This is a genomic window from Paraburkholderia bryophila (assembly GCF_003269035.1).
GTDB lineage: Bacteria > Pseudomonadota > Gammaproteobacteria > Burkholderiales > Burkholderiaceae > Paraburkholderia > Paraburkholderia bryophila.
The window spans coordinates 202804-214803 of the sequence record NZ_QLTK01000003.1; the positions used below are offsets into that span (position 1 = coordinate 202804).

At 65.3% G+C, this 12000-nt stretch carries 9 protein-coding genes; 7 read left to right on the forward strand and 2 right to left on the reverse strand.

Annotation, left to right across the window (positions count from 1 at the left end; all coding sequences use genetic code 11):
* Window positions 1–2 precede the first annotated feature (2 nt).
* Window positions 3–1559 carry a protein adenylyltransferase SelO gene (locus BX591_RS07785; RefSeq protein WP_111930081.1) on the reverse strand — a complete coding sequence of 519 codons (1557 nt, stop codon included), beginning with the start codon at window positions 1557–1559 and terminating at the stop codon, window positions 3–5.
* A 98-nt stretch (window positions 1560–1657) separates the two neighbouring features.
* On the opposite strand from BX591_RS07785, the gene BX591_RS07790 reads away from it, so the two are divergent.
* The 3 genes from BX591_RS07790 to BX591_RS07800 all read left to right on the forward strand — a co-directional run bounded on the left by BX591_RS07790 (window position 1658) and on the right by BX591_RS07800 (window position 7030).
* The gene (locus tag BX591_RS07790) at window positions 1658–3340 is read left to right on the forward strand and encodes a 3-(methylthio)propionyl-CoA ligase (RefSeq protein ID WP_111930082.1); all 1683 of its coding nucleotides are present in this window, start codon (window positions 1658–1660) and stop codon (window positions 3338–3340) included.
* Window positions 3341–3548: 208 nt separating this feature from the next.
* Window positions 3549–5633 (forward strand): 3-hydroxyacyl-CoA dehydrogenase NAD-binding domain-containing protein, encoded by a 2085-nt coding sequence (locus tag BX591_RS07795; protein ID WP_111930083.1) that lies wholly within the window; start codon window positions 3549–3551, stop codon window positions 5631–5633.
* Window positions 5634–5851: 218 nt separating this feature from the next.
* Window positions 5852–7030, forward strand: coding sequence for an acetyl-CoA C-acyltransferase (locus tag BX591_RS07800; RefSeq protein ID WP_111930084.1), 1179 nt, complete (start codon window positions 5852–5854; stop codon window positions 7028–7030).
* A 127-nt stretch (window positions 7031–7157) separates the two neighbouring features.
* On the opposite strand, the gene BX591_RS07805 is transcribed toward BX591_RS07800, so the two are convergent.
* Window positions 7158–7535: a cupin domain-containing protein gene (locus tag BX591_RS07805; protein ID WP_111930085.1), complete on the reverse strand. Its 378-nt coding sequence runs from the start codon at window positions 7533–7535 to the stop codon at window positions 7158–7160.
* Window positions 7536–7713: 178 nt separating this feature from the next.
* Between BX591_RS07805 and BX591_RS07810 the strand changes: the two genes are divergently transcribed.
* The 4 genes from BX591_RS07810 to BX591_RS07825 all read left to right on the forward strand — a co-directional run bounded on the left by BX591_RS07810 (window position 7714) and on the right by BX591_RS07825 (window position 11923).
* Window positions 7714–9228: an aminotransferase-like domain-containing protein gene (locus BX591_RS07810; protein WP_111930274.1), complete on the forward strand. Its 1515-nt coding sequence runs from the start codon at window positions 7714–7716 to the stop codon at window positions 9226–9228.
* Between the two features lie 102 nt (window positions 9229–9330).
* A complete protein-coding gene (locus BX591_RS07815) occupies window positions 9331–9816 on the forward strand; it encodes a PaaI family thioesterase (protein WP_111930086.1) in 486 nt (161 codons plus the stop codon).
* A gap of 137 nt (window positions 9817–9953) precedes the next feature.
* The gene (locus BX591_RS07820) at window positions 9954–10952 is read left to right on the forward strand and encodes an NADP-dependent oxidoreductase (RefSeq protein ID WP_111930087.1); all 999 of its coding nucleotides are present in this window, start codon (window positions 9954–9956) and stop codon (window positions 10950–10952) included.
* A 20-nt stretch (window positions 10953–10972) separates the two neighbouring features.
* Window positions 10973–11923, forward strand: a complete 951-nt coding sequence (locus BX591_RS07825; RefSeq protein WP_111930088.1) for an SDR family oxidoreductase — start codon at window positions 10973–10975, stop codon at window positions 11921–11923.
* The last annotated feature ends 77 nt before the right edge of the window (window positions 11924–12000 follow it).

Genomic DNA, 12000 nt, shown 5'->3' on the forward strand with positions numbered 1-12000 from the left:
GGTCACGACGAGCAGCTCACTTCCAGCGAACTCGCCCAGTCGGGCGGCAGTCCCGCATACGCTTCATGTTCGGGCTGTTCGTCGAACGGGCGGCTCAGCACGGCGGCCAGACGCTCCACTTCGGAAAAGTCCTGCTCTTTCGCGCGGCGGATCGCCGTTTCCGCCAGATGATTGCGAAGAATGAATTTGGGGTTGACCCGGTTCATTGCAATGGCGCGCGCGGCGTCGTCGCGTGTTTCATGGGACAGGCGCGCGCGGTAGTCGTTCGCCCACGCGTCGAACGCGGCGCGGTCGAGGAACAGGTCGCGCACCGCCGTATCGCCGCTGGCATCGTGTTTCGATACGCGCGCGAGATGGCGGAACGTCAGCGTGAAGTCGGCGCGGTTGGCGTGCATCACTTCGAACAGACGGTTCACCAACGCGTCGTCGCCGTCGCGCTCGATCTCGAGGCCGAGCTTCGCGCGCATGCGCCGTTCCAGCGCCGGCGCGAAACGCTCCTTGAAGCCGCCGAGCACGCGCTGCGCGTCTTCGATCGCCTTGTCGCCGCGCACGCTTTCGTCGTGCTGTTCGCCGAGCAGAGGCAACAGCCCTTGCGCCAGACAGAAGAGATTCCAGTAGGCGATCTGCGGTTGCATCTTGTAGGCGTAACGGCCTTGCGAATCGGAGTGATTGCAGATGTAGCCGGCATCGAAACCGTCCATGAAACCGAACGGACCGTAGTCGATCGTCAGGCCGAGAATCGACATGTTGTCGGTATTCATCACGCCGTGGCAGAAGCCGACCGCCTGCCATTCGACCATCAGGTCGGCGGTGGATTTGACGGCTTCGCCGAGCAGCGCGAGATAGGGGTCGCCGGCATCGCGGCAATGCGGATAGAAACGCTCGATCACGTGATCGGCGAGCGCACGCAGCGCGTCGGTGCGATCGTTCGAATAGAAATGCTCGAAGTGGCCGAAGCGCACGAAGCTCGGCGCGACCCGCGTGACCACCGCGGCGGTTTCGATCTCTTCGCGCCGCACCGGCTGATCGGAGCCGACTACGCACAACGCGCGGGTGGTCGGAATGCCGAGGTGATGCATGGCCTCCGAACACAGAAACTCGCGGATCGACGAGCGCAGCACCGCGCGGCCGTCGCCCATGCGCGAGTAGGGCGTGCGCCCCGCGCCTTTGAGCTGCAGCTCGAAGCGTTGCCCGTCATGCGCGAGTTCGCCGAGACCGAGCGCGCGGCCGTCGCCGAGCTGGCCGGCCCACACGCCGAACTGATGCCCCGAATAGACCGACGCATACGGCAGCGCCTCGGCGGGCCATTCGCGCGTGGCGTTGCCGGAGAACAGCTCGGCGAAGCCGGGATCGTGCTGGAGGGTCGGCTCTATACCGAGCAGCGCGGCGGTCTGGGCGGAGAAGCCGACCATGTAGGGCGCATTGAGCGGCGCCGCCGGCAGACGGGTCAGAAAGACGCTGCCGAGCCGCGCGAACGCGTTTTCAGGCGCAGTGACGAGTGCATTGGAAAGGGCCGCTAACGGCCCGGATAACCCTGCAAAGCTTGGGGAAAACGACATGTTGAGCGCCTCTGGATTAACCGATATTGTAAGTCCGCGCCAGCGGCGCTGCAGGCTGGCTTCCCATTGACGCAACCAGAACGAGGAGACCTCTCTTTATGACGACGTCGCTGCCCGGACAGATGATGGACGTGCCGCTCACCGTATCCTCGTTGCTCGCGCATGCCGCGCGGCATTTCGGCGGCACCGAAATCGTGTCGCGGCGTATCGAAGGCGACCTGCATCGCTACACCTACCGCGAATGCGAAAAACGCGCGAAGCAGCTCGCGCAGGCGCTGATCGCGCTAGGCGTGGAGCCCGGCGAACGGGTGGCGACGCTGGCCTGGAACGGCTACCGGCATCTCGAGGCGTATTACGGCACGACCGGTTTCGGCGCCGTGTGCCACACGATCAATCCGCGGCTCTTTCCCGATCAGATCGCCTACATCGTCAATCACGCCGACGACGCCTACGTGATGTTCGACGCCCCCTTCGCGCCGCTGGTCGACGCGCTCGCGCCGCAGTGCCCGAAAGTGCGCGGCTGGATCGCGCTCGCCGACGAAGCGCATCTGCCGGTCATGCAAACGCCGGTGCTCGGTTACGAAACGCTGCTCGACGCACAGGACGGCAACTTCGCGTGGCCCGAGCTCGACGAGCGCCAGGCGTCGTACCTTTGCTATACGTCCGGCACCACGGGCAATCCGAAGGGCGCGCTGTACTCGCATCGCTCGACGGTGCTGCATGCATTCGGCGCGGCCTTGCCCGATGCCATGAGTCTGTCCGCGCGCGACGCCGTGCTGCCGGTCGTGCCGATGTTCCATGTGAACGCATGGGGCATTCCGCACAGCGCGCCATTGACCGGCGCGAAGCTGGTGTTCCCCGGTAAGGACCTCGACGGCAAATCGCTGTACGAGTTGATGGAGAGCGAACGCGTCACGTATTCCGCCGGCGTGCCGACCGTATGGCTCGGTTTGCTGAACTATCTGCGCGAGGCAGGGGTGCGGTTTTCGTCGTTGAATCGCACGGTGATCGGCGGCTCGGCGTGCCCGCCGGCCATGCTGCGCGCGTTCGAGGACGACTACGGCGTGCAGGTGATTCACGCATGGGGCATGACTGAAATGTCGCCGCTCGGCACGCTGTCGAAACTGACGTGGGAGCAATCGCAACGTCCGCTCGCCGAGCAGCGCAAATCGCTGGAGAAGCAGGGCCATGTGCTGTACGGGGTCGACATGAAGATCGTCGGCGAAGACGGTCGGGAGTTGCCTTGGGACGGGGTCGCGTTCGGCGATCTGCATGTGCGTGGACCGTGGGTGATCGACCGGTATTTCCGCAAGGACGACTCGCCGCTGATTGACGGCTGGTTTCCCACCGGCGACGTCGCGACGATCGACCGCGACAGTTTTCTGAACATCACCGATCGTTCGAAAGACGTGATCAAGTCCGGCGGCGAATGGATCAGTTCGATCGACGTCGAGAACGTCGCGATCGCGCATCCGGCGGTCGCCGAAGCGGCCTGCATCGCCTGCGCGCATCCGAAATGGACCGAGCGGCCGCTGCTGGTGGTCGTCAGGCGCGCGGGTTTCGACGTGACGCGCGAGGAACTGCTCGCGTTCTACGACGGCAAGGTGGCGAGATGGTGGATTCCCGACGACGTCGTCTTTGTCGACGAACTGCCGCACACGGCCACCGGCAAATTGCAGAAACTGAAACTGCGCGATCAGTTCCGCGACCACGTGCTGCCGTCGGCGTTGGAAGACCAGAAGGATTGTCCGCTGGTTAGGGGAAACCCCGCCCAACAGTAAATTGAACGAGCGTGCTTTTTTGTGTATTCTGCCTGCTGACCCCGGTGAACCGGTCGGCGAGCCGGTCACGCCGAGCCAGTGCGTGACCCACGCGCCGGCAACGAGCGGAAACAAGCGGACAATGATCCGTCCCGGTGAACCGGACGGGCGGCGCAGCGTGCGCCGCCTCAACCGCAACATGGCATGAATCGCATGGAGGCAGGCAGAGATGGCAGTGGACTACACAACTCATGACGGCGTGGCCGTCATCACGCTGAACAATCCTCCCGTGAACGGCCTCGGCCTGTCGACGCGAGCCGGCATCGTCGAGGGCATCGAGCGCGCACAGAACGATCCGGCCATCAAGGCGATCGTGCTGACGGGCGCGGGCAAAGCCTTTTCGGGCGGCGCCGACATCACCGAATTCAACACGCCGAAAGCGACCCAGGAGCCGACGCTCGCCACCGTCATCAAGGTGGTGGAAAGCAGCGCGAAGCCGGTGATCGCGGCGATTCATAGCGTGGCGATGGGCGGCGGTCTGGAACTGGCGCTCGGCGCGCATTACCGGATCGCGGCGCCCGGCGCGCAGATCGCGCTGCCGGAAGTGAAGCTCGGCATTCTGCCGGGCGCGGGCGGCACGCAGCGTCTGCCGCGCGCCATCGGCCTCGAAGCGTCGCTCAATATGATCGTGTCCGGCGCGCCGGTCCTGTCCGAGAAGCTGGCCGATTCGGGACTGTTCGACGACATCGCGCAAGGCGATCTGGCCGAAGCGGCGCTCGCGTTTGCCCGCAAGGTCGGCGCGCAGGCAGGCCCGCATCCGCGCGTGCGCGATCGCAAGATCGAGCATCCGAACGCCGCCGGTTTCATCCAGTTCGCGCGCAACACCGTCTCGGCGATGGCGAAGAATTTCCCCGCGCCGCTCAAATGTATCGACGCCGTGGAAGCGGGCGTGCAAAACGGTTTCGACAAGGGCCTCGCATTCGAACGCGACTGCTTCGTCGCGCTGGTGCAGACGCCCGAGAGTCACGCGCTGCGTCATGCGTTCTTCGGCGAACGCGCGGCCAGCAAGATTCCCGATGTGCCGGCCGACACGCCGGTGCGCGACATCGCCCAGGTGGCGGTGATCGGCGCGGGCACGATGGGCGGCGGCATCGCGATGAACTTCATCAACGCGGGCATTCCGGTCACGCTGCTGGAAACGAAACAGGATGCGCTCGATCGCGGCCTCGCGACGATCCGCAAGAACTACGAAGCCAGCGTGAAGAAGGGCAAGCTCAAGCCCGAGGCGCTCGACCAGCGCATGGCGTTGATCACGCCCACGCTGTCCTACGAGGACCTGAAGCAGGCCGACCTGATCGTCGAAGCCGTGTTCGAGGAACTCGGCGTGAAAGAACAGGTATTCAAGCGACTCGACGAAGTGGCGAAAGCCGGAGCGATCCTCGCGTCGAACACCTCGACACTGGACGTCGACAAGATCGCCGCGTTCACGAAGCGTCCGCAGGACGTGGTCGGCATGCACTTCTTCAGCCCGGCCAACGTGATGAAGCTGCTCGAAGTGGTGCGCGGCAAGGACACGGCGAAAGACGTGCTCGCCACCGTCATGAAGCTCGCGAAGAAGATCAGAAAGACCGCGGTGGTCTCCGGTGTCTGCGACGGCTTTATCGGCAACCGGATGATCGAGCAGTACATCCGCCAGGCGCTCTTCATGCTCGAAGAAGGCGCGTTGCCCGCGCAGGTCGACAAGGCCATCGAGAAATTCGGTTTCGCGATGGGCCCGTTCCGCATGAGCGATCTGGCCGGCAACGACATCGGCTGGGCGATCCGCAAGCGTCGCTATCAGGAACATCCCGACATGCACTATTCGAAGATCGCCGATCGTCTGTGCGAGACCGGGCGCTTCGGCCAGAAGACCGGCGGCGGCTGGTACGACTACAAGGCGGGCGACCGCACGGCGTATCCGTCGAAGGTGGTCGACGAGATGATCGGCGCGTTTTCGAAGGAAACCAATGCCGAGCGCCGCAAGATCGGCGACGAGGAAATCGTCGAACGCCTGGTGTTCGCGCTCGTCAATGAAGGCGCGAAGATTCTCGAAGAAGGCATTGCGTCGAAGGCGTCGGATATCGACATGGTCTATCTGACCGGCTACGGCTTTCCGCTCTATCGCGGCGGTCCGATGCTGTACGCGGATACCGTCGGGCTCTACAACGTCGAGCGCGCGATTCGCCGCTATGCCGCGCGGCCGAACGGTGACGCGTGGCAACTCGCGCCGAGCATCGCGGCACTGGCGGCGAGCGGGCGCGGGTTCAACGGCTGAGGCTCGGGAGAGCCTCAGGCCGTTCGAGTGAAATGACCGGGGTGGCGCGTGCCCGATAACGGCCAACGGCCGTACGGCGAAGCGCAGGCGCCACCATCGAGATCGGGATAGTCCGACCAACTTGCAGGGGACGAGAGTCAGCGTCATGGGGCCCGAGTCGGCGCTAAAAGCGCTCACTCCGACCGACAGGCTGACTCTCGTCGAAACAGGAGATTTGCATGACTGACGCCGTAATCGTATCGACCGCCCGCACGGGCCTCGCCAAATCCTGGCGCGGCGGTTTCAACATGACGCATGGCGCGACGCTCGGCGGCCACGTGACGAAAGCCGCGGTAGAACGCGCGAAGCTCGACCCGGCGCGTGTCGAGGACGTGATCATGGGCTGCGCCAATCCGGAAGGCGCGACGGGCATGAACATCGCGCGGCAGATCGCGCTGCGCGGCGGCCTGCCGGTCAGCGTGCCGGGCATGACGGTGAACCGTTTCTGCTCGTCGGGTTTGCAGACCATCGCGCTCGCCGCGCAACGCGTGATTGCCGGTGAAGGCGACGTGTTCGTCGCGGGCGGGGTGGAATCGATCTCGTGCGTGCAGAACGAGATGAACCGCCACATGATGACCGAAGGCTGGCTCAGCGAGCACAAGCCGGAAATCTACTGGTCGATGCTGCAGACCGCGGAAAACGTCGCCAAACGCTATTCGATTTCCAAGGAACGTCAGGACGAATACGGCGTGCGCTCGCAGCAACGCGCCGCGGCCGCGCTCGAAGCCGGCAGGTTCAGGGACGAGATCGTGCCGTTGACGGTGCTGGCCGGTGTCGCCGATAAAGCGAGCGGCCGGTTGTTCACGAAAGAAGTCACCGTTAGCGGCGACGAAGGCATTCGCGCCGACACCACGCTCGAAGGCGTGTCGAAGATCCGCACCGCGCTGCCGGGTGGCGTCGTGACGGCGGGCAATGCGAGCCAGTTTTCGGACGGCGCGTCGGCGTGCGTGGTGATGAACGCAAAAGTGGCGGAGCGCGAAGGCCTGCAGCCGCTGGGTATTTTCCGCGGCTTCGCAGTGACCGGTTGCGAGCCCGACGAGATGGGGATCGGGCCGGTGTTCGCGGTGCCGAAGCTGCTCAAACAGGCCGGCCTGAAGGTCGAGGACATCGACCTGTGGGAACTGAACGAGGCGTTCGCGGTGCAGGTGCTGTATTGCGCCGACAAGCTGGGCATTCCGCACGACCGCCTGAACGTGAACGGCGGCGCGATCGCGGTCGGCCATCCGTACGGCGTGTCGGGCGCGCGGCTGACCGGTCATGCGCTGATCGAAGGCAAGCGGCGCGGCGCGAAGCTGGTGGTCGTGACAATGTGTATCGGCGGCGGCCAGGGCGCGGCGGGGTTGTTCGAAGTCGTGTGAGGCTGTTGCGCGAGGTCGCGTGATTTCACGTGACCTCTCGTGATCTGGCTCGGCAAAAAAAGCGGGTGTCGTGCGGTTCGGCGTAATAGCGATGAATCCATGACGCCCGCTTTTTCGTTCACGCGTGTCAGGCAGTGCGCCGCCACCAGGTTTTGACGAGCCCGGCCAGCGATTGCGGCGCCCGGCGGAGCAGGTCGTAGAGATTGTTGTGCAGGCGCGGCGGCTGCAATACGAACGCCGCCGCTTGCGCGTGAACCGCGCTGATCGACACGACGCCGCTTTGCGGTATCACGAAACACTCGCCTTCCTGCAAGCGGATCGTGGTGACGGGCACGGCGTCGCCGAGCCAGGCCAGCGAGCGATCGCGTAACTGCAGTTGCAGCGCGCCTTTCACGGCCACGATCGCGGTGTGCGCACGCAGGTCATGCATGGCCAGTCGACCGGCGGGCAGTTGCAAGGGCGCGGCATCGCGAGGGGAGAAGGCGCTAGGTTGACGGACCGACATGAGCGATTCCTTTAAACCGTTTTCATGCCACACAGCTTAAGGAGTCCGTCGACGTGAAAACAGCCGCAACGCTCGACTATCTGAACCGGTACAGTGAAGCTTTTTCTCGTGCTGTATCGGTGCGAATGGCACCGATGTGTATCTGTTGCAGCACGCAAACAGTCCGCACCATCGTCGCATGACACAGCCCACTTCCCTGCAGGACAGCCCGCACCCGGCGGATCGCGCCGCTGATGGCCAGCCGCTTTACCGGCAACTGGCCGACCAATATCGCCGCGCGATCGGCAGCGGCGTGCTGCGGCCCGGCGATCGCATGCCGTCGATGCGCGCATTCATGCAGCGCCACGGCGTGAGTCTCGCGACGGCGACCGAAAGCTACCGCGTGCTCGAACGCGCCGCGCTGATCGACGCCCGGCCGCGCGCCGGTTATTTCGTGCGGGTGCCGCCGGCCGCCGCGTTGCCGGCTGCCGCCGAACCGGACGCGACGGATCTCGCCTTGCAGCCGGGCGCCGCGCAATTCGTCGGGATTCACGCGACGATCTCGGCGATCGTGTCGAGATACCGGCGCTATCCGGACGCGCTCAATCTGGGCGGTTCGACCGCGTCGCCCGATCTGTATCCGACCGCGGCGTTGCAGCAAACCGCGCTGCGCGCGTTGCGCCGGCAGCCCACCTTGCTGACCGCCGCCGGCCACGATCACGGCGATCCGGCGTTGCGCGCGGTGATTGCGCGGCGCGTGCTCGAGGCCGGCATCCAGATCGGCGCGGACGACGTCATCATGACGCATGGCGGCATCGAGGCCATGAACCTCGCCTTGCGCGCGGTGACCCAGCCGGGTGACACCGTCGCGGTCGAGTCGCCGTGTTTTTTCGGCTTGCTGCAGGCACTGGAAAGCCTCGGTTTGCGCGCGCTCGAAATTCCCGCGAGTCCAAGCACCGGTCTGGCCGTCGAAGCGCTGGCGTTCGCGCTGCAAACGCATCCCGACATCAAGGCCATGGTGGTCGTGCCACACCTGCAGAACCCGCTCGGCAGCGTGATGCCCGACGCGCACAAGGCGAGGCTCGTCGAACTGTGCTCGCAAGCCGGCATTGCGCTGATCGAGGACGATCCGTATCGCGAACTCGTCGACGCGGCGTCGTCGCCGCGCTCGCTCAAGGCGTGGGACACCGACGGCACGGTGATCCACTGCACGTCGTTCAACAAGACCCTGGCGCCCGGTCTGAGGGTCGGCTGGATCAACGGCGGCCGCTGGCATCCGCGCGTCGGCATGCTGAAGTTTGCGCAGTCGCGCCACAACGAACCGTTGGCGCAGGTGGTGCTCGCCGAGTTTCTGCAAACCAGCGCGTATGAGCGGCATCTGCGGCGCTTGCGCGACCGGCTGCGGCTTCAACGCGAGCGGATGGCGGCGGCGATTGCCGCGTCGTTTCCGGAGGGCACGCGGTTCACGCCGCCGCGCGGCGGGATGTTTTTCTGGATCGAGTTGCCGCGGACGGTGTCGTCGTCGGCGTTCTTCGAGGCCGCTTTGCTCGAAGGCATTCGCGTGATGCCCGGCACGGTGTATTCGAACGCGGGGCGCTTCGATCATTTCATTCGGCTGAGTTGTCCGAGTACGGATATCGAACGGACCGACGAAGCGGTGCGCAAGCTCGGCCGACTCGCCACGCGGATGGCCGCGCATGCGAAAACGCCATAACGGGTATGATTTCCTGCTGCTATCCGCCGAAACCACACAACCTGCTCAACCCGTATCGCGTCGTGATTCATCACGCGTCGAGCATGAATTCAGACAACCGCAATGACCGATTCATCTTCACCCCAAAGCAATAACGCGAGCTTGCCCGAGAGCCCGTTCGTCGACCGGCTCGGCGCGCGGCTCGTGAGCGCAGCGGACGGCGCCAGCGAAGTCGTGCTGCCGCTGCAGCCCGATCACATGAACACCTGGGACGTCGCCCACGGCGGCGTCACGATGACGCTCGCCGACGTCGCGCTGGCCATGGCCGCGCGCAGTCTGGCCGGCGACGGGGTCGGCGTGGTCACGGTCGAAATGAAGGTGAACTTCATGCAGCCGGGCCGCGGCGAGTTGCGCGCGACCGCTCGCGTGCTGCACCGCTCGACCACCATGGCCTATTGCGAAGGCGAGGTTCGCGACAGCGAAGGCCATTTCGTCGCCAAGGCGCTCGGCACGTTCAAATACATGCGACGCCTCGCGGTGGGCCGCGAGGTGACGCGGCAGCGCTTGCGCAGCGACCCGTCGGCGAAACCCGGTCCGAGCGACGGTTGAACACCGGCGCAGTGCAGGTGCGAGAGCGTGCATGTGCTGTCCGATTACCACGCCGGCCACGCCGCTTTTACTTCTCACGACCGTAACCGTTTCAAATTACTCGCCGCGCAAACCGGCAACTCATGGAGACGACCGTCATGCCCCAGATCAACCGTCAACTCGTGCTGGCTTCGCGCCCGCAAGGCGCCGTCACGCCGGACAACTTCCGGCTCGTCGAAACGCCGCTCGCGCCGCTCGCCGAGGGCGAATTGCGCGTGCGTAATCACTTCCTGTCGCTCGATCCGTACATGCGCGGCCGCATGAACGACAGCAAGTCGTACGCGGCGCCGCAGCCGCTGGACGAAGTGATGATCGGCGGTACGGTCGGTGAAGTGGTGGAATCGAAGAACCCGAAATTCGCGGTGGGCGACAAGGTCGTCGCGATGTTCGGCTGGCAGGAGTACGGCGTCTCGAACGGCGCGGGCGTGCAGAAAGTGGACGATACGCACGTGCCGCTGTCGGCCTATCTCGGACCGGTCGGCATGCCCGGCGTCACCGCGTGGTACGGCCTGAACCGCATCATCGCGCCGAAGGCGGGCGAGACCGTGGTGGTCAGCGCGGCGAGCGGCGCGGTGGGCAGCGTGGTCGGGCAACTGGCGAAGCTGGCCGGCGCGCGCGCGGTCGGTATTGCGGGCGGCGCGGACAAGTGCCGCTACGTGGTCGAGACACTCGGCTTCGACGCCTGCGTCGACTACAAGGCCGGCAATCTGTACCAGGACCTCAAGGCGGTGACGCCGGATGGCGTGGACGGCTACTTCGAGAACGTCGGCGGCGAAGTGCTCGACGTGACGCTGGCGCGCATGAACGCGTTCGGCCGGATCGCGCTGTGCGGGTTTATCGCGGGCTATGACGGCCAGCCGTTGCCGCTCAAGCATCCTTCGTTGATGCTCACGCAGCGTTTGCTGGTGCAAGGTTTTATCGTCAGCGAGCATATGGAGGTGTGGCCGGAAGCGCTGAAGCAGCTCGGCACGCTGGTCGCGCAAAGCAAGCTGCAATATCGCGAGACGATTGCACAAGGTCTGGACGCGGCGCCCGAGGCATTCATGGGCCTGCTCAAAGGCAAGAATTTCGGCAAGCAACTCGTCAAGCTGATCTGAGCCAACCACGGAGTCGCACGATGTTCGAATTCACAGGCAAGGTGGCGGTGATCACCGGCGCGGCGAGCGGCTTCGGCCGGGCGTTCGCGGAGAAGGGCGCGGCGCTCGGCATGAAACTCGTGCTGGCCGACGTGAATCCCGAGGCGCTCGCGCAAACCGTCGACGCCTTGCGCGCCGGCGGCGCCGAAGCGATCGGCGTGCCGACCGACGTCGCCAGCGCGACCCAGGTCGAAGCGCTTGCGCAGGCGGCGCTCACGGCATTCGGCAAGGTGCATTTGCTGTTCAACAACGCGGGCGTGGGCTCGGGCGGTTTCCTGTGGGAGAGCTCGGTGAACGACTGGGCGTGGGTGTTCGGCGTCAACGTGATGGGCGTCGCGCACGGCGTGCGTGTTTTCACGCCGATCATGCTGGCGCAGAACGAGCCGGCGCATATCGTCAATACGGCGTCGGTGGCGGGCTTGCTGTCGCCGCCCGCGATGGGCATCTACAACGCGTCGAAGCATGCGGTGGTGTCGCTCACCGAAACGCTGTATCACGACCTGCAACTGGCGCAGGCGGCTCAGGTGGCGCAGGCTGCGGAAGTGGGGCAGCCGGGACGCCGTGCGGGGGCCGACGGTTTGGCAGGCGCACCCGGTGCGCTGGTGAGCTGTTCGCTGTTGTGCCCGGCCTTCGTGCCGACCGGTATCGCCAACGCCGAGCGCGCGCGCCCCGCCACGCTGCGCAACGACAGCGGCCCGACCCGCTCACAGATCGCTGCCGGCAAGCAGTTGCAGCGCGCGGTGCAGTCGGGCAAGCTGAGCGCCGCCGACGTCGCCGATATCACTTTCGAAGCGATCGCCGCGCGGCGTTTCTACATCATCACCCACCCGGGCATCATGGCGACGGTGGAACTGCGTCACGAGGATATCGAGCATTTGCGCAATCCGACCGATCCGATGTCGCTGAAGCCCGAAGTGAAGAACGCGGGTTAGCGGTGCGCCGGCATGACCGGGGCGTTGCCGCGCTGCCGTGTAGCCTCGTTGCGACGTGTTGCGCGGTGTCGTGATGC